This is a genomic window from Bradyrhizobium dasycarpum, assembly GCF_042019905.1.
Lineage (GTDB): Bacteria > Pseudomonadota > Alphaproteobacteria > Rhizobiales > Xanthobacteraceae > Bradyrhizobium > Bradyrhizobium japonicum_B.
In genome coordinates, this window is record NZ_CP169574.1 from 3,500,084 (window position 1) to 3,520,213 (window position 20,130).

The following is a 20,130-nucleotide window of genomic DNA, read 5'->3' on the forward strand; positions in this document are numbered from 1 at the left end:
ATCGCCCCGGAATGACGCTTTGGGGACCGAAACACCCCGCCCGCCCCACTTCCCACCCTCCGTTAACCCTTTGCTAACCATACACCCGGCAAGAATTGCCGGGTGAAGTCGAGTGTCGTCGGCCGCGTAGAACGGGAGGAACCCCGTGGACGCCAGTGCGGTGCCTCACTTTCGGAACGGCGGCCCTTCGGCCGCCGCGCAGACGTTGGGGCGCGCGGACGGCAGTCGCGCGGGGAGGCAGCTACCATGGTCGACGTCACCGCAGGACAGGGCGTAGGCAGCACGAGGCCCTCGATCCCCTCCCTCAACGACATCGTCACCGTGCTCAAGCGCGGCGACATCGCGCTGGCGCTCGGCGTTCTCACCATCCTGGTGGTGCTGATCCTGCCGCTGCCTGCGATCGTGCTGGACGTGTTCCTGGCGATCTCGATCACGCTCTCGATCCTGATCCTGATGACCTCGCTGTTCATCCAGACGCCGCTGGAATTCTCGTCCTTCCCGACCGTCCTTCTGATCTCGACCATGCTGCGCCTGTCGCTCAACATGGCCTCGACCCGCCTGATCCTGTCGCACGGGCACGAGGGCACGGCCGCCGCCGGTCACGTCATCGAGGCGTTCGGCAACTTCGTGATGGGCGGCAATTTCGTCATCGGCATCATCGTCTTCGCCATCCTGATCATCGTCAATTTCGTCGTCATCACCAAGGGTTCGGGCCGCATCGCCGAAGTCGCCGCGCGCTTCCACCTCGACGCCATGCCCGGCAAGCAGATGGCGATCGACGCCGACCTCTCGGCCGGCCTGATCGACGAGAAGGTCGCCAAGGAGCGCCGCAAGGAGCTGGAGGACGAGAGCGGCTTCTTCGGCGCGATGGACGGCGCCTCCAAATTCGTCCGGGGCGATGCCATCGCCGGCCTCCTGGTCGTCTTCATCAACGTCGTCGGCGGCATTATCATCGGCGTGGCCCAGCAGGGCATGTCGTTCGCCGACGCCGGGCGCACCTACACTCCTGACCGTCGGCGACGGCCTCGTCACCCAGGTGCCGGCGCTGATCGTCTCGACCGCGGCCGGCCTGCTCGTCTCCAAGGCCGGCGTCTCCGGCGCCGCCGACAAGGCGCTGATGAAGCAGTTCTCCGGCTATCCGCAGGCGCTGGCGATGTCATCGGCGGTGATGCTGGTGCTGGCGGCGCTGCCGGGCATTCCGACCCTCCCGTTCCTGGCGCTCGGCGCCGGCGCCGGCGTGCTGGCCTGGAACGCCCGCAACCGCAACCGCGTCACCGCCAGGGCCGAGGAAGCCGCCAAGGCCGCACCCGCTGCGGGAACGCCGGGTGCGCCGGGCGCCGCCGCGGCGGACGAGCCGATCTCGGCCGCGCTCAAGATCGACGACCTCAAGATCGAGCTCGGCTATGCCCTGCTGCCGCTGGTCAATGGCCCCGACGGCACCGACCGCCTCACCGAGCAGATCAAGGCGCTGCGCCGCTCGCTCGCGATCGAGATGGGTTTCGTGATGCCGGCGGTGCGCATCCTCGACAACGTCCAGCTCGAGGCCAACACCTACATCATCAAGATCAAGGAGGTCGACGCCGGCACCGGCAAGATCTGGCCGAACCAGTTCATGGTCATGGATCCCGGCGGCAGCCAGGTGCAGGTGCCCGGCATCCACACCACCGAGCCGACCTTCGGCCTGCCCGCCACCTGGGTCGATGCCAGCCTCAAGGAGGAGGCCTCGCTCAAGGGTTACACCGTGGTCGATGCCGCCACCGTGCTCTCCACCCACCTCACCGAGCTGCTCAAGGCCAACATGTCGGACCTGCTCTCCTATGGCGAGGTGCAGAAGCTGCTCAAGGAGCTGCCGAAGGAGCAGAGCGAGCTGGTCAAGGACATCGTGCCGGGACAGGTCACGGTCTCCGGCATCCAGCGCGTGCTGCAATTGCTGCTCGCCGAGCGCATCTCGATCCGCGACCTCTCCACCATCCTCGAAGGCATCGCGGACTCGCTGGCCTTCTCGCGCAATCCCGCGACCATGGTCGAGCATGTGCGGGCGCGCCTGGCGCGCCAGATCTGCGCCCAGAACACCTCCTACGCCGGCTATCTGCCGCTGATCGCGCTGTCGGCGAAATGGGAGCAGGCCTTTGCCGAATCCATCATCGGCCAGGGCGAGGAGCGCAGCCTTGCGATGCAGCCCTCGAAGCTGTCGGAATTCATGACCGCCGTGCGCGAAGCCTTCGAGCGTGCCGCGCGCGAGGGCGAGGCGCCGGTGCTGGTCACCTCTGCGGCCATTCGCCCCTTCGTCCGGTCCCTGGTGGAGCGGTTCCGGGCCCAGACCACCGTGCTGTCGCAGGCCGAAATCCACCCCAGGGCGAGGTTGAAAACGGTCGGAAGCGTCTGATTTGCCTTAAGAAGCCGTGTGTTTTTCGGCACAGGCAAATGCTTTTTGGGTTCCTGGCGCCTTGTGGACCAGCTGCCGAAAAGATGCCTGACGGGCACATTACAGCTTTGAAATAATTACAGAAATGCACAATCAGGGGTCGCTTTTGATCGCGACCTATCACGTCCTGTCACGCTCTTGTGATGGCCTCTTGGGAACGAATCCCCCCAATACTAGGTTGTTGGGCACCGGAAGCATGAACCTGCCCAAATACGCAGGCGACTACTTCGGGTAGATGGCGGCAGGAGCCTTCCATGAACCACTCGATTTACAGCGCAGATCGCTCGACCCATCTGAAGATCGTGGTCGTTGCCCTCGTTGCCGGCATCGCCATTGCGGGCCTTGGCATCACTGCGCGCGCGACGAGCTCAGACGAAGGCCTCACCCAGACCGCACGCGTCATGAAGGCCGGCAAGCCGGTCACCATCACCAGCGCGAACACCTCGCTCGTTCGCTAAGGAGAACATGAGTTTCAGGAATTCACGCGGCTCTTTATCAGCCCCCCAAAGTCGCCACGTGGATATGTAGACGACCCCAACCCCAAGTCGACTACAGAAAGCGCCCGCCCCCCACGGGCGCTTTCTCATGTCTGGGGTCGCGATTGCTTCCGGTTGCATACGCCCCAAATTCAGCATGGCCTCCCGACGCACCCCTTGACGGAGCGTGTGGCGGCGGCAATGCATGAATCGAATGTCCCGGACGCGCTGCAACGCGCAAGCGTTGCTGCGCAGAGCCGGGACCCAGCAGGCCACGGCACATGCTGCTCCATGGGCCCCGGCTCTGCAGCGCATCACTTCGTGCTGCGCAGCGTCCGGGGCACGAGAGCGTCGGGGAATGATTGACATGGGATTGCATCCTCGCGGCTTTTGCTCGCCCGAGCTTTGCGTGTCGCTTCGCCCTCATCAATGAAGAGGGCGCAGGGAAGGCCGGGAGCCGGTGGCTCCCGCGGACCGCCATGCCAAGAGCAGACTGCGTGTGCTTCGTGCATAGCGGAGAACAGGGCAACCGGAGACATCCCGGCCTTCCCTGCGCAGTGGTTTGACGGCTTATGTCGTGCTCTCCCCGGGGAGCGTTGCACTATTGCCCCCGTCGCCTTGCGGATCATCGATGCGCGGGCCCGGTTGGGCCGCCACATCACCGCAACACTTGGCGCACAGACCCCGGGCGCCAGGACCACACGATTTTGCCGTACGCCGATTGCACCGGTCGTGTGCGCGAGACGCTTCGCTCACGGCTCTCCGCCCTGCGAAACCCGTCGCGCCGATGCCATCGGCGTCCACCGCCGCCCGGCCCGCGTTCGTGACGATCGCGATACGCCCCTCTTCCTTGGGCCGGGTTGCGCGACACATACGCCATTTCCGAATTTCTGGAAAGAAGAATATTTTCGGCGGCGCAGATTGACCTATGGCTCGGGTGTTTCGCCCGTCAGGCAACGCAAGATGTTGATGCGTTGGGTGGGTTAGCGGGCGGCCGCGCGCAAGCGCGGGCGCGGGCGTTACCCACCGACCGGTGCCGACTTGGGCAGGAAGCGGTGGATTACGCTTCGCTCATCCACCCTACGGTTTTGCTCACGCCTCGCGCAATTCCGACGGCGTCGCGCCAAAACGCTTGCGGAAGGCGCGGTTGAAATAGGAGAGATCGGCGAAGCCCGAGGAATGTGCGATGTCGCTGATCTTGCGCGCCCTGGCGCGGGGATCGCCGAGCAGCTTGCGTGCCTGCAGCAGCCGCTGCTCCAGCACGAATTCGGTGAAGGTCGTGCCGGCCTGCTCGAACAGACGTTGCGCCTGACGCGGGCTCAGCCCCGAGCGCGTCGCGACCTCGGACAGGCACAGATCGTTGCGGCCGAGCGCGGCCATCACGTCGGCGCGCATCAGGTCGAGCCGCGCCGCCGCATGGCCGCGGCCGCGCGCGGGACTCGCGTGCTCGGCATCGGTGCCGAGCAGGAGGCCGACGAGATCGACCATGTGCTGCGCGGTCAGGCGCTGACCCACCGCGTCGAGATGCGGCGCGTGATTGGCGGCGAGCGCATGGTAGCGGAAGATGGTCTCGGCGACCGCGCCGTCGGAGAGCACTTGCGACAGCTTGCCTTCGGCGCGCGGATTGATGTCGAGCAGCGCGCGGCGCGGCATGCGGATGGTGGTGAAGCGGTTTTCGTCGGTGTGCCCGACGGTGCCGGTGATGCTCATGTCGACGAGCACCATCTGGGCGGGCGCAAGCTCGACGGTGTGGCCGTTCTGCCCGACGCGGACGCGGCCAGCATGGGCGGCGATCAGGACGAGGTCGTCGCTGCCGTCGGCGAGATGGCTCTGGGTGCGGGAATATTGCGCGGAGGCGCCTTCGGGAATGGCGAGCGTGATGTTGTCGACCACGCTGACCTGGAGCCGGCAATCGATGCTGTCGCCATGGCTCGGTCCGATGTCGAGGCCGCAGGGACCGAAGGCCCGCTCGCGCCAATGCTCGAACGCCGCCCCCTGCGGCAGTCCCGTATATTGGTGAACGACGATGCCCGGCGTTTTCGCTGCATCCATTTGATCTCTAGCCCCTCTTTCGGCTCCGCGATCGGCGGCGCCGACTGCAATTTCCGGAAATTTGACGCCACGGATTGCGGCGAGGTTCAAATCGGGGGCCGATTCAGGGGGCTTGTCGGGATGCGACGGCAAAGCGGACCGTAGCGACGGTATCGTAGCCCACATGAGCGTGGCGAGATGCGGGAGCGGTCCCGGATTACGCTGCGCTCCATCCGGGCTACGCACCTATTTCTGCGCGGGCGCCTGCGGCTGGGACGGCGGCACGGTCTCGATCAGCTTGCCGGAAAACACCGGGTCTGAGGTCGGCCGGCCATCGGGCGAGCCGCCGGCCTGCTCGACGGTGACGGCGTAGGTCGCGCCGTTGACGATCTCGGCATCATAGGAGGCGAGCAGCGGACGCGCGGTGAAATCGCCGGAGCCGATCACGCCGAGTGAGCGCGGGCGCGGCAGCTTGTCGGAGATCAGCCAGAGTTCGAAGCTCTTGCCGGGCTCCGGCGTCGCACCGACCTTGCGCACCGTGAAATTCCGCGTCGCGCCGTCGACGGTGAGAATGAAGGCGGGCCCGCCGGCCTGGCCCTGCAACAGCGCGACATATTGCGCGGACGCGGCGAGCGGCGCGGCCGGCGCCTTCACTTCCACGGTCTGGATGCGCGGAGCGGGACGCAAGCCGTTCGGCAGCGCGTCGGGCAGGAAGATCTGGAGCGACAGCGTCACGAGCAGCGCCGCCGCGAGCGCACCGGCAACGGATGCGATGGAGCGCCAGCGCTTGACGCGGCCCTCGAGGCGAATCACGTTGCCATCGTCGACGACCGCCGCCTGCGGCGCGCGCGCGACGGCAAGATCCGGGGCATGGACCTGCGGGATGAATTGCGGCGCGACGTCGGGAAGCGTATCCGGCTCCGGACGCGGCATGTCCGGCGGCGCGATGTCCGGCGGCGCGGCCTCGGCCTGCGACCCCGCCGGGATCGGCGCAGTCTCCGTCGCCGGCTCTGCCGCCTCCGAAGCGGGCAGCTCCGGTGCAGGCGGAGGTGGCGGCGAAGCTTCCGCAAGCGCGGGCGGCTGCTGCGCCCGCGCCGTGCGCGCGATCTCGGCCCTGATGTTCTCCCACACGATCGGCCGCGGCTCGATCGAGCCGACCATCTGGTTAAGACCGCCGAGCCGGAAGGACCAGGCCTGCACGATCGCGGCGAACGCCTCGTCCACCGCCATCATGGTCTCGACCTGCGCGCGCTCGTCGGCATCGAGCGTGCCGAGCGCATATTCCGCGGCGAGCGCGATATGGTCCTCAGTGTAGGCCATCAATTGCGATCCAGAACCATCCTCACGATCGAGCCATTCATAGTCCGAGGCACTCCCGGATATCCAACATGCTGCGCCGGAGCCACGTCTTCACCGTGTTGACGGGGGCTGCGAATTTCTCCGCCAATTGCTCGCGGCTCCAGCCGTTGTAATAGGCGAGAAGCACGAGCCGCTGACGGTCCGGCTCGAGGCCGGCCGATGCATTCCAAGAGCCGCTTCAGCTCTTCGGTCATCTCCCGGCGCGCCAGCGGATCGGGACTGTCGGCTGCAACCTCCATCGCCTGAGGCTCTTCCTCGATGGACGTTTCCGACTTCTTGCGGACGACGTCGATCGCGCCGTTGCGCGCAATCGAGGCCATCCACGTGATCGGCGACGACAGCGCCGGATTGAACCGGCCGGCGCCATTCCAGATCTTGACGTAGGTCTCCTGAATGACCTCCTCTGCGAGATCCTGTCGGCGCAAGATACGGAGCACGACGCCATAGAGTTTCGCGCGCGTGGCGGCGTAGAGGCGCTCGAACGCGGCCTGATCGCCCTTCGCCACCGCCTCAATCAACCCGACCAGCTCTGCTGGCGTCAGCATTCAGCCCCCTCATCTTCCTCCCTCTCCCCGCCCGCGGGGTCGGGACGAGCTACGCTCGCCCTGAGAGGGTCGGGGTGAGGGAGTCTGCGCGAGAAAGGTTGCAGACGAACTCGCGGAGAGTCCCCCTCACCCGGATCGCGCCGGACGATGCTACGCATCGCAGGGCCGATCCGACCTCTCCCCGCAAGCGGGGCGAGGTGAACCAATCACCACCATAGCGCGCGGCCAAGCCGACCACCAAGGGGCGCGGCGCCATGCTGTGGACAGCACATGCGAAAACCCGGACCTTGCGGGTCCGGGTTCTGCGGGTTTCTTGGTAGCCTTGCTTGTCGGCCGTCAGGCGACGGCGCCGATACGAGCGCGCATCAGGCCGATGCTGTCGAGGTCGGCCTGCTCGCGGGCGTTCTCTTCGGCGCGCTCGCGGGCCTGGTCGCGCTCGTCGAGCAGCTCGACCTTCTTCAGCTCCTCGAAGGCCTCGGCCAGCGCGGCCTTGGCCTCGTCGAGCTGGCCCTTGAGCTCGTCGGCCGAGCGGGTCAGGTTCTCGCGGCGCTGAATCGCGGCCTTGGCGTAGGTCGGGTAGGCGAAGTGCGAGGGATCGTTGATCCCGGCGCGCTCCTGCTCGGTCTGGATCTCGCGTTCGAGATCGACCGACATCCGCTGGAAATCGGCGATCATGGTCTCGATCTGGGTGACCCGGCGGCGCTTCTCGTCGACCTGAAACTTCTTCAGGCGAATGAGGGTATCTCGTGACTTCATCGACTCGTACTCCCCAGAAGTCCCCCCGCTGCACGTGGGACGATACCGGTCACCCCACGGGCCCGATGGAGGCCCAGACCGGCTCTGCTACTCTGTGGGGTCGGATGATGACCGGACAAAGTTAGCGTTCCGTTTCCAAATTACCGAGGATTTGCGCCAACTGGCGGTAGCCGTCCGCAAGCGATGCATTTTCGTCCTTGCGCTGGCGCAGGAAGGCCTCCAGCGGCTCGTGCAGGCGGATCGCCTCGTCGACTTCCGGGCTGGAGCCGGCCCGGTAGGCGCCGAGCCGGATCAGTTCCTCCATGTCGGCATAGGTCGCCATCACCTGGCGCGCCCGCTGGATCACGGGCCAGAATTGCGGATCGGCCGATTTCGGCATGGTCCGGGAGACGGATTTGAGGATGTTGATCGCGGGATAGCGGCCGCGCTCGGCGATCGAGCGCTGCATCACGATGTGGCCGTCCAGGATACCGCGCACGGCGTCCGCGATCGGCTCGTTGTGATCGTCGCCGTCGACCAGCACCGTGAAGATCGCGGTGATGGCGCCCTCCCCCAGGCCCGGGCCGGCACGCTCCAGAAGCTTCGGCAGCTCGGTGAAGACGGTCGGCGTGTAGCCCTTGGCCGTCGGCGGCTCGCCGGCGGACAGGCCGATTTCGCGCTGCGCCATGGCAAAGCGCGTCACCGAGTCCATCAGGCACAGCACGTCCTTGTTCTCGTCGCGAAAATATTCGGCGACCGCGAGCGTCAGATACGCCGCCTGGCGCCGCATCAGCGCCGGCTCGTCGGAGGTCGCGACCACCACGACGGAGCGCGCCAGGCCCTCCTCGCCGAGGTCGTCCTGCAGGAACTCCTGCACCTCGCGGCCGCGTTCGCCGATCAGCCCGATGACGCTGACATCGGCGTCGACGTTGCGGGCGAGCATCGACAGCAGCACCGACTTGCCGACGCCGGAGCCGGCGAAGATGCCCATGCGCTGGCCGCGGCAGCAGGTGAGGAAGGTGTTCATCGCGCGGACGCCGAGATCGAGCGGGCTGCCGACGCGCTTGCGCGAATGGGCCGGTGGCGGCGTATTGCGGAACGGCATCGGCGAGGCGCCTTGCGGCAGCGGTCCCTTGCCGTCGATCGGCTCGCCCAGCGCGTTGACGACGCGGCCGAGCCAGGCCGACGAGGGCCGCACCAGATTGGCGGCATTGGCGATGACGGCCTTGCAGCCGCGGCGCACGCCGTCGAGGCCGGCGAACGGCATCACGACAGCATTGTTGCCGGAGAAGCCGATCACCTCGCAAGGAATCGAACGGTTGGCGCCGGTCTCGATCACCAGCCGCGCGCCGACCGACATGGCATGAATAGGACCGGCCACCTCGACCATCAGGCCGCGGACGCCGACCACCCGGCCGTAGATATTGATGCCGTCGATGTCGCCGATCTGTTCGGCAAGAGCCTTCATCGGGAAGCCTTCATCAGGAGCGCGCGTTCGACATGAGGGCCTTCATATAGTGCTCGCCTTCGCAAATTCCGGATCGCCCGAGCGATCCCCGGGACTTCACGGAGGAAACCTTAAGTTTCGCCATATTTCTGAACGCCGCTTAACTTCGTGTTTACCCGCATCATTAATCATTGCGTCACTGTCTTTGTGACTGAGCGTGACTCCCCTTCAGAAGAAGGCTGAGTCGCGGGAGTCGGTTAGGCCCGTCTCTTAAAGTGGAACTTGAACGGAGCTGGGTGACGAAAGCTGCTTCACCGCAAGACCTTAGGGCGATTCGACAAAAATTGCACCCGAGGGACTTGCGTTCCAGAATCAGGATTTGTTAACCATCTGTTGTCAGGATCCGAATCAGTTGTTCAAAGGCGTTTTGTTGAGTGCCGCGAATGCGGCCGACCTGACGCCCAGGAGCGGCGACTATGGGGAACTGGCATGCGCGTTTTGCTGATTGAAGATGACAGCGCCGTCGCGCAGTCGATCGAGCTGATGTTGAAGTCGGAGAGCTTCAACGTCTACACGACCGATTTGGGGGAAGAAGGCGTCGATCTCGGTAAATTATACGATTACGACATTATCCTTCTCGACCTCAACCTGCCCGACATGTCCGGATACGATGTGCTCAAGCAGCTCCGGGTCTCCAAGATCAAGACACCGATTCTGATCCTCTCCGGCCTCGCCGGCATCGAGGACAAGGTCAAGGGTCTCGGCGTCGGCGCCGACGACTACATGACCAAGCCCTTCCACAAGGACGAGCTGGTGGCCCGCATCCACGCGATCGTGCGCCGCTCCAAGGGCCATGCCCAGTCGGTCATCCAGACCGGCGACCTCGTCGTCAACCTCGACACCAAGACGGTGGAAGTCGGCGGCCAGCGCGTGCATCTGACCGGCAAGGAATACCAGATGCTGGAGCTGCTCTCGCTCCGCAAGGGCACCACCCTCACCAAGGAAATGTTCCTCAACCACCTCTATGGCGGCATGGACGAGCCCGAGCTGAAGATCATCGACGTCTTCATCTGCAAGCTGCGCAAGAAGCTGGCCAACGCCTCCGAGGGCCGCAACTTCATCGAGACCGTGTGGGGCCGCGGCTACGTGCTGCGCGAGCCGCACGAGGCCGACGAACGCATCCCCGCCTGACCTTTTGGGTTACGTCGCGAGCCGCAGGGCTCGCTCCTCCCAGCCTGGACCCCGCCGCAAATGGCGGGGTTTTGTTTTTTGGGGTTCACCCTCTCTCGCTTGCGGGAGAGGGCCGGGGTGAGGGTGTCTCCGCGGGGGCACAATCCCCGCGTGGAAAGACCCCCCGGCGCTTCGCGCCGACCTCCCCCGCAAGCGGGAGAGGTTGCACCGACCCTGCCGAGACGACTTCATCCCTCGCTTAACGTTTGAACCGCTATCCTTCCCCGGGCGACGAATGGTCGCTGCACGACGGGGGAACGATGATCCTGCAATCACTGGCCGGCCTGCCCGCCTTCCTGGTCTATTTCTGCACCGGACTGATCGCGGTCGTGGCCTATCTGTTCGTCTACACCCGCATCACCGCGCATAACGAATTCCAGCTCATTCGCGACAACCAGCCGGCCGCGGCGATCGCGCTCGGGCTCAGCCTGCTCGGCTTCGTGGCGCCGCTGGTCAGCGCCATCGCCCATTCGGCCAACGTGCTGGACTGCCTGATCTGGGCGACCATCGCGCTGATCGTCCAGGTGATCGTGTTCTATCTCGTCAAGGTGCCGGTGCCGAACCTGTCGACCCGTATCGATGCCGGCGAGCTTGCGCCCGCGATCTGGCTCGGCCTGTCCTCGCTTGCGGCCGGCCTCCTCAACGCTGCCAGCATGATCTATTGAGATGGCGGACAAAGCTTCCAAGAAGGAATTCGGCAAGCGCCGGCCGGTGGCCGAGAAACCGCCGCCGCGTCCGCCGGTGAAGCGATCCGGTCATGTCGCGCTGCTGGTGATGGGCACGCTCGCGGTCGGCACCACCGCCTACACCTTGATGCCGCGGCAAAACTGCGAGCCGACCCCTGGCGCCGTGCCGGGGCAGACCACCACGACCTGCAGCAGCAGCAGCGGCAGCTCTTCAGGCAGCAGCTCGCGCTGGTCGTCGCGATCGAGTTTTTTCAGCAGCGATTCGTCGTCCCATTCATCGTCGGCAACCTCGTCCGATTCCGGCCACAGCAGCGTGAGCCGCGGCGGCTTCGGCTCGTTCGGCCATGGCTTCTCCGGCGGCGGCTGAATCGACTGTGTGATTGAGACACGTCAAGTCCGGACCTGCCACCGGTCTTTATGGTGAAGCCTCGATGATGATGCGCCCACGTGGCGACCAAGATCGAGGTGCAATGATGCGTGTGATGATGACGTCGGCACTGGCCCTGTTAGCGCTGGCATCACTGTCAGCGAGCGCGGAAGCCGCGCCCTGCCCGACCGGCATGGTCCAGGTTTGCAAGCCGCAACCGCAAGACCGTCCGCCCATGAGTCCGCCCCGCTGCCGCTGCGAGAACGCGCCCGGCAGTCCGACCTGGGGCGGCAAGGCCGAGATCCACAAGAAGAACGTACCGACGGTGAAGCCGAACAAGTCGCCCGGTCCCAACGACTGAAGAAGACGCAATGAAACAGCGCGACGACAAGGCCATCGCGCTGTTTCGGTTCGCGCATGACCGCGCGCCAGCACTTCGTTGGCCGAGACGCGGCGCCTCTAGTGCAACTTCTTCGCCGTGTCCGGCCGCGGCGGCTCCGGCTGCGGGTTGAGCCAGTTGCCGCCCTGGATGGGCTTGTTGCCGGACGGCGACGGCGGTTCGGGCTGCGGATTGAGCCAATTCGTGTGCGGGCGCTCTACCTTTGATCTCTTGGTCTTTGTCTTGCCAGTGGTCTTCGTGTGGGTCGGCGCGATCTGCTGCGTTCCGGCCTGCACTGAGCTGCCGCCCGAGCTGGCTGCGCCGGCCGCCGTCCCTGTAGCAGCGCAGGCAAGGCTTGCGAGCGCGATTGCTGTGACGAACATTGCACGCCTCATGAGCTTTCTCCTTTACCGTTCAATCTGCCGCCGAATGCTCGTGCGGACTCGAGTGGGGCGCACTGGTTTCCATAGGCAATGATCCTGATGAAACACCCACCCATATCTGAAGCCCGATCTCCGCCGTCGGGAATTGAGCGGGGTCAACAAACGTTCGATTTCTCGAATTGAAGCGAGACCCGTGGAGGTCCTTACAATGCAACCTTCAGCGTGATCGCGACGATGCCGAGCCCGCGACTCGAACGCCACACCTCTCGGCGTTGACACACATCAACCAGCGGCCCGCCTACGCGGGCATCCTTGCCTGCGTTCATGAAGGGCCCGGTCATGAGACGCGAGAAGACATCAGCGTTCGCCGCCGCGATCCGTGCCGTGCTCGTGTGTGCTGCTGTGGCGATCCCCACTGCGGCCCAGGCCAAAGGACACTGTCCGGCAGGCCAGCACTTCCAGTGCACCACGTTCGCCACGTCTCGGGAGAACGGCGCCTGGTATGACGCCAAGACGGGTCAATGGTACAATAAGTCATGCAGCTGCCGGAGCAGCGGAGGATCGTCCGCCGGAGGAGACGGCTCCTACGGTCATGCCGAAATCCACAGGAAGAACGTACCGACCGTCAGGCCGTCCGGCGTCGGTCCACAAAATCTTGCCGGCCCATCCCTGCGACTGGCGCCGCGTACGCCGATGCGCGTAGCCCCGTCCGCGACCTTCCGGCCGGCGCGGACATTCTGATTGTCGGCGCTGTGCGGGACTGATCAAGCTCGGCAGCACCTGCCCTTGCCGAGAGCCACTCATCTGGTGGAAACTGTAGGTTCAGCACCAGAGAGTCGGAGACTGAATTGCCATGAAACGTCGAGACGTCATGCTCAACATGACGGGCGGTGGTCAAATCATCCAAGGGCACAGCGGCGGTTAGCGGATGCAACGTATCACCTGCCTCGAAGCGCGACGACTGGCGAGAGACCGCAGCAAAATGCGGCTTCGTCTTCCACACCATCGACGGCGAACGCTATTGGGACGAGCGCGCCTATTACGGCTTCACGCTCGACGAGATCGAGCGCGGTATCGAAACGCCGACCGGCGAGATCGAGGCGATGTGCCTCGAGCTTGCCGGCCGCGTCATCGGCGACGAGCGCTATTTGCGGCGCTTGAAGATACCGGACGCGTTCTGGAGCCTGATCGCCGAAAGCTGGCAGCGCGACGATCGCAGCCTCTATGGCCGTCTCGATCTGAAGTTCGACGGCAAAGGTCCGGCAAAATTGCTCGAGTACAACGCGGACACGCCGACCTCGATCTTCGAGGCCGCGGTGTTTCAATGGACCTGGCTCGAACAGGCGATCGAACGCCGCGTCATCCCCTCGCGAGCCGATCAGTTCAATTCCATCCATGAGCGATTGATCGCGGCGTGGAAGGAGATCGCTGCCGGGCGCCATCTCCATCTCGCCGGCATCACCGACAACGCAGAGGACGCCGGCACGCTCGCTTATCTCGAGGACACCGCACGCCAGGCCGGGCTCTCGACCAGGCTGCTCGACATCGAGCAGATCGGCTGGCGCGGTGAAGGCGGCGGCTTCGTCGATCTCGACGAGAACGACATCGCGCTCGCCTTCAAGCTCTATCCCTGGGAGTGGATGTTCCACGACGCCTTCGGCGCCAAGCTCAAGGGCGCGCCGACGCGCTGGATCGAGCCGCCGTGGAAGGCGGTGCTCTCCAACAAGGGCATCTTGCCGCTGCTGTGGGAGATGTTTCCGAACCATCCCAATCTGCTGCCGGCGTTCTTCGAGGATGACCCGCGCGCCGCCGAGCTCGGCACGTCCTATGTGCGCAAGCCGCTGCTGTCGCGCGAAGGCGCCAACGTCACGCTGGTGTCCGGCGGGATGCCGCTCGACGAGCAGGCGGGCCCCTACGGCGCCGAAGGTTTCGTGCGCCAGGCCCTGGCACCGCTGCCGAATTTCTCAGGCTTCTATCCGGTGGTGGGAAGCTGGCTGGTGAATCACGAGCCGTGCGGATTGTCGATCCGCGAGGACGAGAGCCCGATCACGGGCAACCGCTCGCGGTTTCTGCCGCATGCGATTCTGTAGAAGGAGCTGTCTTCTGACCCTCTCCCCTTCTCACGCTTTGAGTTTGCCGAAACAACCCCTCATCCGGCGCTCCGCGCCAGCTTCACCCACAAGGGGAGAAGGAAGAAAGATCACTTCGCCGCGGCGAGCTTCAGCGGCTGCGGCATCAATCCGCCCATCGGGCGGCCGGAGCGGGCGGGATTGAGCTGGTAGAGACCGCGGCGGTCCGCGATGGGACGGAACGCGTCGGTGATGCCGACGACGGATTCGGCGGCCCCCAGCAGCAACGTGCCGTCGGCCTCCAGGGCCTTCGCCATCCGCTCGAAGATCACGGCCTTGGTGTCCTGGTCGAAATAGATCAGCACGTTGCGGCAGAAGATCACGTCGAACGTGCCGAGATGAGAGAAGTCCTGCAGCAGATTGAGCTGGCGGAACTGCACCATGGCGCGAATGTCGGCATTGAGCTGCCAGAGCTCACCGGTCTGCTTGAAATATTTGACCAGCATCTGGATCGGCAGGCCGCGCTGCACCTCGAACTGGCTGTAGACACCGGCCTTCGACTTCTCCAGCACCTCCTGTGACAGGTCGGTGGCGACGATCTCGGTGCGCCAGCCGGCGAGGGCCGCGCCCATCTCCTTCAGGCACATCGCGATCGAATAGGGCTCCTGCCCGGTCGAGGACGCCGCCGACCAGATGCGCAGGCTCTTGCGCGCCGCGCGCGCCTGGATCAGGCCCGGCAGGATGGTGTCGCGCAAGTGATCGAACGGGATCTTGTCACGGTAGAAGAAGGTCTCGTTGGTGGTCATGGCCTCGACCACGTCGGTCGCAAGCCGGCCGTCGCCGTTCCTGATCTTCAGCACCAGATCGGGAATGCCGGGAAGGCTCGCCTTGCGCGCCAGCGGCAAGAGCCGGCTCTCGACCAGATATTGCTTGTCCGCCGAGAGATCGAGCCCGGAGCGCTCTTTCAGGAACTTGCGCAGATAATCGTAATCGGTGGGCGTCACGAGCGGTCTCCCGCAAACAGGCGGTTGACCTTGGCGCCGATCTGGTTGAGCGGCAGGATGGCCGCGCAGATGCCGGCATTGGCCGCCGCGCCCGGCATGCCCCAGACCACGCTGGAGGCCTCGTCCTGCGCGATGACGCTGCCGCCGGCGGCAACGATGTCCTTGCCGCCGCGCATGCCGTCCGAGCCCATGCCCGTCAGGATCACGGAGAGAATGTTGCCGTGCCAGATGTCGATGGCGGAGATGAAGAGCGGGTCGACCGCGGGCTTGCAGAAATTGACGGCGGGGCCGTCGTCGAGCGCGATCACGGTGTCCGCGCCGTTACGTGCGACGCGCATGTGCTTGCCACCGGGCGCAAGATAGATCCGTCCCGGCTTCACCGGCTCGCCGTCGACCGCCTCGGCTGCCGGCCGGCGGCTCGAACGCGCCAGATGTTCGGCGAGAATGGTCGTGAAGGTCGGCGGCATGTGCTGGGTGATCAGCACCGGGAAGCGGTCGATCACCGGGCCGAGCTCGGTGACGAGCGCCATCAGCGCCTGCGGACCTCCCGTCGAGGAGCCGATCAGCAGCACCTTGGGAGCCTGATTGGAGAAGGGGCGAAGCGCCAGCGATCCCGACGGCGCGGCCGGCACGGTCGCAGCGGGCCGCGCAACGGGACCGCGCGGGGCCGGAGCCGGGCTCGCGGGCGCCAGCGGTGGGCTCGCGACTGCGGACTTGCGCCGCAGCCGCGCGCCGAGATGACGGATCTTCTGGATCAGGTCGTGATGAAAGATGTCCGCGGCCGACGCCTCGCGGGTCGATTCCGGCTTCGGAATGTAGTCGGCCGCCCCGAGCGACAGCGCCTTGAAGCTGATTTCCGCGTTGCGGCGGGTCAGCGTCGAGGCCATGATGATGACCAGATCGCGCTTCTTCGCCAACAGCCTCGGCAGCGCCGAAATGCCGTCGAGCTCGGGCATTTCGATGTCGAGCACCGCGACGTCAGGGTTGATGCGTTCGATCTGGTTGACCGCCTCGAGCCCGGTCCGCAGCGAGGCTGCGACCTCCATGTCGTGCTCGGCACCGACCCAGCGCGAGATCAGACCGCGGATGACGACGGAGTCGTCGACGATCATCACCCGCAGCGGCCCTGCTTCGCGCGACGCCGTCGTGGCCGAATTCCCTGCGAACGCAACACTCATTACTCACCAACTCAGACTGAAAGGGTACAGTTGAAAACGGGCGGCGAAGAATCCGGTCGGCCACCGGCCGATCGCTCAGATAAGGCCGACTTCCTGGAATTTCGCCGTCACGATATCCTTGTCGAACGGCTTCATGATGTATTCGTTGGCGCCGGCATGCAGCGCGCGCGCGATATGCGCGACGTCGTTCTCGGTGGTGCAGAACACCACCTTGGGCTGGTCGCCGCCGGGCATCCGCCTGAGATGGCCGAGGAACTCGTAACCGTCCATCACCGGCATGTTCCAGTCGAGCAGCACTGCATCGGGCAAGCCGCGCTTGCAGGCCTCCAGTGCCTTCTCACCGTCCTCGGCTTCGAGGATCTGGAAATCGAGGCCCTCCAGGATGCGGCGCGCAACCTTGCGGATGACGCTGGAATCATCAACGACGAGACAAGTGCGCATGTGAACCTCTGCTTCCTCCCCCGTTGGGGGCACTTCCAATGACTGGCACGTCGGCGGTGAGGCCGCGGTATCAGGCCGCCATCATCTCGGGCGCGAGCTCGAGGACGCGATCGACGTCGAGGACGACCATGAGCTGTCCGTCGAGGCGGTGGACGCCGCCGGCGAGCTTGGCCATGCGAGGATCGAGGTTGACGGGGTTTTCCTCCATGCCGGCTTCGGGCAGGCGCAGCACCTCGCCGATCTGGTCGATCAGAAGACCGTAGGATTCGCCGCGCAGATCGACGCCGACCGCCATCGGCACCTTGCCATCCTCGGGCTGCGGCAGGCCGAGACGGGCGCGCATGTCGACCACGGTGACGATGCGGCCGCGCAGATTGAGCACGCCGGCGATCTCGCGCGAGGACAGCGGCACGCGGGTGACGCGCTCGGGCATGAACACGTCCTGGACGCGGGAGATCGGCAGGCCGAACAGCTGGCCGCCGATCATCGCGGTGACGTATTCGACCATGGCGCCTTCGCTGGACTGCATCTTGTTGTTGGCCATAAGCCTGTCTCCTGATCCCCTGGGTTACGCTGCGGCCCGGCTCAGCTCGGAGGCGCCGGCGGCGCCCGCGGTCTGCTCCTTCAGCGCCGCGATCAGGCCGGGACGGTCGAACTTGGCGACATAATCGTGGAAGCCGGCCTGCCGGCCGCGCTCGATCGCCGCCGGCGACACCAGCGCCGACAGGCCGATGATCGGCATCGAACCGAGATTGTTGTCGGCGCGGATGGTCTCGGCGAACTCGAACCCGTTCATGTCGGGCATCTCGATGTCGGTCAGCACCACGTCGAAGCTCTGCGCGCGCAGGGCAGCGAGGCCCTCCTGCGCGGTCGGCGCGGTGCGGACGCGGTAGCCGGCCGCCTTCAGCACCGGGGCCAGCATGTTGCGGAAGAACGCGCTGTCGTCGACCAGCAGCACCGACTGCGAGTGCAGCGACGGCTTCATCTCCTTGCGGGTGAACCAGTCGGAGAACGCCATGGGCAGGAAGTGGCCGACGTCGATCACCTCGGTGGCCTGGCCCTTGATCACGGCCGAGCCGAGAATGCCGGAGGAGGAGCCGCCGACCTCGATGTTGAGGCGTTCCTCGACGATGTCGATGATCTCGTCGACGACGAGACCCATGGAGCGGCCGTCGTCGGCGAACACCAGGATCGGCTGGGCACCCTGGCTGGCGATGGTGACGCCTTCCATGGCAACGAGCGGCATCAGCTGCTCGCGGTACTGCACCATGTAGCGGCCGTTGCTGAACTCGATCTTGTCGGCGGGCAGCTCTTCCAGGCGGGTGACGAGGCCGAGCGGGACCGCCTTGGGCTGCGAGGAGCCGGCGCGGAACACCAGCAGCGAGGTGGTCTGCTCGCCCGAGCCGATGTGATGGGCACCGTTCTCGTCGCCCATGTCATGGGCCGAGGAGCCGGCGGCGCCGAGCGCCTTGGCAATGCCGTTGGGGTCGATGATCATGATGACGGCGCCATCGCCCAGGATGGTGTTGCCGGAGAACATGTCGATGTGACGCAGTTTTGTGGACATCGGCTTGACCACGATCTCTTCGGTGTGGAACACGCCGTCGACCACGATGCCGAAGGTCTGGCTGCCCACTTGAGTGACCACGATGAAGCCGTTCTCGGGATCGGAGGCCGCGCCGTCGTCGATCTTCAAGAGCTTCTTCAGGTGGATCAGCGGCAGCAGCTTGTTGCGCAGGCGCAGCACCGCGGTGTCCTTGATGCGCTCGATGCGGTGCTCGGAGTTGGCGCGGGCCCGCACCAGCTCGACCACCGAGAGCTGCGGGATCGCGAAGCGGTCGCCGGCAGCTTCCACGATCAAAGCGGAGACGATGGCGAGCGTCAGCGGGATCTTGATGGTGACCGAGCTTCCTTCGCCGGCCACCGACTTGATGTCGATGGTGCCGCCGATCTGGTCGATATTGGTGCGCACCACGTCCATGCCGACGCCGCGCCCCGACACCGAGGTGACGGCGGCCGCGGTGGAGAAGCCGGGCGCGAAGATGAACTTGTGGATCTGGGCCTCGCTCATCTTCTCGAGCTCGGCCTCGGTGACGAGACCCGAGGAGATCGCCTTGGCCTTGATCTTCTCGGTGTTGAGGCCGCGGCCGTTGTCGGCGATGCAGATGATGATGTGGCCGCCCTCGTGATAGGCGGAGAGGCGAATGGTGCCCTGCTCGCCCTTGCCGGCGGCGAGGCGCTCGGCGGGGGTCTCCAGGCCATGATCGGCGGAGTTGCGCACCATGTGGGTGAGCGGATCCTTGATCAAATCGAGCACCTGGCGGTCGAGCTCGGTGTCAGCGCCGTGCATCTCCAGTTCGATCTGCTTGCCGAGTTCGGATGAGAGGTCGCGGACGATGCGGGGCAGCTTCTGCCAGGCATTGCCGATCGGCTGCATGCGCGTCTTCATGACGCCTTCCTGCAGCTCGGCGGTGACGTTGGACAGGCGCTGCAACGGCACCTTGAACTCGGTGTCCTCGTTGCGGCGGGAGATCTCCAGGAGCTGGTTGCGGGTCAGGACCAGCTCGGAGACCATGGTCATCAGATGCTCCAGCGTATCCACGTTGACGCGGATCGACTGGTTGGCGATGGAGGCGCCCTCGCCGGCGCCCTCGTCGGCCATCGACTTCTTCGGCGCGGCCTTCTCCTTGGCGGGTTTTGCGTCCTTGGCAACGGGGGCTTCGGGAGCGGGCTCGGCCTTCACCTCGGCCTTCACCTCGGCCTTCACTTCGGCCTTGGCAACCGGCGCAGGCACCGGCGCTTCGATCGCGGTCTCGCGGAAGGCGCGCTCGAGCTCGTCGAGCGAGACCTCGCCGGGACGCAGCGGACGCTCCAGGGTCTGGTCGATCAGCGTGCCCGTGGCCATCTCCTTGGCGGGTGCGGCAGCCGGAGCTTCCGGCACCAGCGGCGGGGCGTCGGCGACGGGAGCCGCCGCAATTGACGCTGACATCGCGGCCATGCCCTGCTCGACCATCGCTTCCAGCTGGTCGATGAGGTCGCGGTCGTTGCCCTCGGGCTCGGCCTCGGTGGCTTCGAGCCCTGCGAGGATCTCCTTGATGCGGTCGATCGAGGACAGGATCACCGTCACGGCTTCGGCCGTCACCGGCATGCCGTCGCGGAATTTGCCCATCAGGGTCTCGCCGGCATGGGCCAGCGCTTCCAGCCGGGGCAAGCCGAGGAAGCCGCAGGTGCCCTTGATGGTGTGGACCAGGCGGAAGATGTTATCCAGGATCTTGGCGTTGTTCGGCTCCTGCTCGAACTTCACCAATTGATTGTCCACGGTGTCCAGGCTCTCGCTGGTCTCCGTCAGAAACTCCCGCAACAGATCATCCATGA

15 protein-coding genes and 3 pseudogenes are annotated in these 20,130 nt (G+C 65.5%); 7 read left to right on the top strand and 11 right to left on the bottom strand.

Annotation, left to right across the window (positions count from 1 at the left end):
* The first annotated feature begins 246 nt into the window (after nt 1–246).
* Nucleotides 247–2,386 (top strand): annotated as a pseudogene (flhA, locus tag ACETMP_RS16885) (flagellar biosynthesis protein FlhA).
* A 293-nt stretch (nt 2,387–2,679) separates the two neighbouring features.
* On the top strand, nt 2,680–2,883 hold the full coding sequence (locus ACETMP_RS16890) for a hypothetical protein (protein ID WP_375157078.1): 204 nt from the start codon (nt 2,680–2,682) through the stop codon (nt 2,881–2,883).
* 1,110 nt (nt 2,884–3,993) lie between these two features.
* Here the strand turns inward: ACETMP_RS16890 and ACETMP_RS16895 are convergent.
* From ACETMP_RS16895 to fliI, 5 genes and pseudogenes are all read right to left on the bottom strand, one after another.
* Entirely contained in the window at nt 3,994–4,953 is a 960-nt protein-coding gene (locus ACETMP_RS16895) for an AraC family transcriptional regulator (protein WP_375157079.1), read from the bottom strand.
* Between the two features lie 225 nt (nt 4,954–5,178).
* The gene (locus ACETMP_RS16900; RefSeq protein WP_375157080.1) at nt 5,179–6,252 is read right to left on the bottom strand and encodes an anti-sigma factor domain-containing protein; all 1,074 of its coding nucleotides are present in this window, start codon (nt 6,250–6,252) and stop codon (nt 5,179–5,181) included.
* 37 nt (nt 6,253–6,289) lie between these two features.
* A pseudogene (locus tag ACETMP_RS16905) lies at nt 6,290–6,836 on the bottom strand (sigma-70 family RNA polymerase sigma factor).
* Between the two features lie 336 nt (nt 6,837–7,172).
* Nucleotides 7,173–7,592 (bottom strand): flagellar export protein FliJ, encoded by a 420-nt coding sequence (fliJ, locus tag ACETMP_RS16910; RefSeq protein ID WP_011084990.1) that lies wholly within the window; start codon nt 7,590–7,592, stop codon nt 7,173–7,175.
* 121 nt (nt 7,593–7,713) lie between these two features.
* Nucleotides 7,714–9,039, bottom strand: a complete 1,326-nt coding sequence (gene fliI, locus ACETMP_RS16915; RefSeq protein WP_375157081.1) for a flagellar protein export ATPase FliI — start codon at nt 9,037–9,039, stop codon at nt 7,714–7,716.
* A 468-nt stretch (nt 9,040–9,507) separates the two neighbouring features.
* Between fliI and ctrA the strand changes: the two genes are divergently transcribed.
* From ctrA to ACETMP_RS16935, 4 genes are all read left to right on the top strand, one after another.
* On the top strand, nt 9,508–10,209 hold the full coding sequence (gene ctrA, locus ACETMP_RS16920) for a response regulator transcription factor CtrA (RefSeq protein WP_016848562.1): 702 nt from the start codon (nt 9,508–9,510) through the stop codon (nt 10,207–10,209).
* Between the two features lie 299 nt (nt 10,210–10,508).
* Complete coding sequence (locus ACETMP_RS16925) at nt 10,509–10,913, top strand: DUF350 domain-containing protein (RefSeq protein ID WP_375157082.1); 405 nt, start codon at nt 10,509–10,511, stop codon at nt 10,911–10,913.
* Nucleotide 10,914: 1 nt separating this feature from the next.
* Complete coding sequence (locus ACETMP_RS16930; RefSeq protein ID WP_375157083.1) at nt 10,915–11,301, top strand: hypothetical protein; 387 nt, start codon at nt 10,915–10,917, stop codon at nt 11,299–11,301.
* A 235-nt stretch (nt 11,302–11,536) separates the two neighbouring features.
* Nucleotides 11,537–11,662, top strand: coding sequence for a hypothetical protein (locus ACETMP_RS16935; RefSeq protein WP_375157084.1), 126 nt, complete (start codon nt 11,537–11,539; stop codon nt 11,660–11,662).
* Nucleotides 11,663–11,760: 98 nt separating this feature from the next.
* Here the strand turns inward: ACETMP_RS16935 and ACETMP_RS16940 are convergent, their stop codons facing one another.
* Complete coding sequence (locus ACETMP_RS16940) at nt 11,761–12,075, bottom strand: hypothetical protein (protein ID WP_375157085.1); 315 nt, start codon at nt 12,073–12,075, stop codon at nt 11,761–11,763.
* Between the two features lie 916 nt (nt 12,076–12,991).
* Here ACETMP_RS16940 and ACETMP_RS16945 point away from each other — a divergent pair.
* Nucleotides 12,992–14,153 (top strand): annotated as a pseudogene (locus ACETMP_RS16945) (glutathionylspermidine synthase family protein).
* Between the two features lie 110 nt (nt 14,154–14,263).
* Here the strand turns inward: ACETMP_RS16945 and ACETMP_RS16950 are convergent.
* The 5 genes from ACETMP_RS16950 to ACETMP_RS16970 form a co-directional block, all read right to left on the bottom strand.
* Nucleotides 14,264–15,136 carry a CheR family methyltransferase gene (locus ACETMP_RS16950; protein ID WP_375157086.1) on the bottom strand — a complete coding sequence of 291 codons (873 nt, stop codon included), beginning with the start codon at nt 15,134–15,136 and terminating at the stop codon, nt 14,264–14,266.
* Nucleotides 15,133–16,314, bottom strand: coding sequence for a chemotaxis response regulator protein-glutamate methylesterase (locus tag ACETMP_RS16955; RefSeq protein WP_375157087.1), 1,182 nt, complete (start codon nt 16,312–16,314; stop codon nt 15,133–15,135). The genes ACETMP_RS16950 and ACETMP_RS16955 overlap by 4 nt, the downstream gene beginning before the upstream one ends.
* Nucleotides 16,315–16,389: 75 nt before the next feature.
* A complete protein-coding gene (locus tag ACETMP_RS16960; protein WP_007600538.1) occupies nt 16,390–16,755 on the bottom strand; it encodes a PleD family two-component system response regulator in 366 nt (121 codons plus the stop codon).
* Nucleotides 16,756–16,825: 70 nt separating this feature from the next.
* Complete coding sequence (locus ACETMP_RS16965) at nt 16,826–17,299, bottom strand: chemotaxis protein CheW (protein ID WP_375157088.1); 474 nt, start codon at nt 17,297–17,299, stop codon at nt 16,826–16,828.
* A gap of 24 nt (nt 17,300–17,323) precedes the next feature.
* On the bottom strand, nt 17,324–20,128 hold the full coding sequence (locus ACETMP_RS16970; RefSeq protein WP_375157089.1) for a chemotaxis protein CheW: 2,805 nt from the start codon (nt 20,126–20,128) through the stop codon (nt 17,324–17,326).
* Nucleotides 20,129–20,130 lie beyond the last annotated feature (2 nt).

Bases quoted from the DNA above. Each gene is read 5' to 3' on its own strand.
- ACETMP_RS16940 (WP_375157085.1), bottom strand. From the start codon at position 12,075: ATGAGGCGTGCAATGTTCGTCACAGCAATCGCGCTCGCAAGCCTTGCC.
- fliI (WP_375157081.1), bottom strand. From the start codon at position 9,039: ATGAAGGCTCTTGCCGAACAGATCGGCGACATCGACGGCATCAATATC.
- ACETMP_RS16935 (WP_375157084.1), top strand. From the start codon at position 11,537: ATGAGTCCGCCCCGCTGCCGCTGCGAGAACGCGCCCGGCAGTCCGACC.
- ACETMP_RS16890 (WP_375157078.1), top strand. From the start codon at position 2,680: ATGAACCACTCGATTTACAGCGCAGATCGCTCGACCCATCTGAAGATC.
- ctrA (WP_016848562.1), top strand. From the start codon at position 9,508: ATGCGCGTTTTGCTGATTGAAGATGACAGCGCCGTCGCGCAGTCGATC.
- ACETMP_RS16965 (WP_375157088.1), bottom strand. From the start codon at position 17,299: ATGGCCAACAACAAGATGCAGTCCAGCGAAGGCGCCATGGTCGAATAC.
- ACETMP_RS16955 (WP_375157087.1), bottom strand. From the start codon at position 16,314: ATGAGTGTTGCGTTCGCAGGGAATTCGGCCACGACGGCGTCGCGCGAA.
- ACETMP_RS16960 (WP_007600538.1), bottom strand. From the start codon at position 16,755: ATGCGCACTTGTCTCGTCGTTGATGATTCCAGCGTCATCCGCAAGGTT.
- ACETMP_RS16900 (WP_375157080.1), bottom strand. From the start codon at position 6,252: ATGGCCTACACTGAGGACCATATCGCGCTCGCCGCGGAATATGCGCTC.
- ACETMP_RS16925 (WP_375157082.1), top strand. From the start codon at position 10,509: ATGATCCTGCAATCACTGGCCGGCCTGCCCGCCTTCCTGGTCTATTTC.
- fliJ (WP_011084990.1), bottom strand. From the start codon at position 7,592: ATGAAGTCACGAGATACCCTCATTCGCCTGAAGAAGTTTCAGGTCGAC.
- ACETMP_RS16895 (WP_375157079.1), bottom strand. From the start codon at position 4,953: ATGGATGCAGCGAAAACGCCGGGCATCGTCGTTCACCAATATACGGGA.
- ACETMP_RS16930 (WP_375157083.1), top strand. From the start codon at position 10,915: ATGGCGGACAAAGCTTCCAAGAAGGAATTCGGCAAGCGCCGGCCGGTG.
- ACETMP_RS16970 (WP_375157089.1), bottom strand. From the start codon at position 20,128: ATGGATGATCTGTTGCGGGAGTTTCTGACGGAGACCAGCGAGAGCCTG.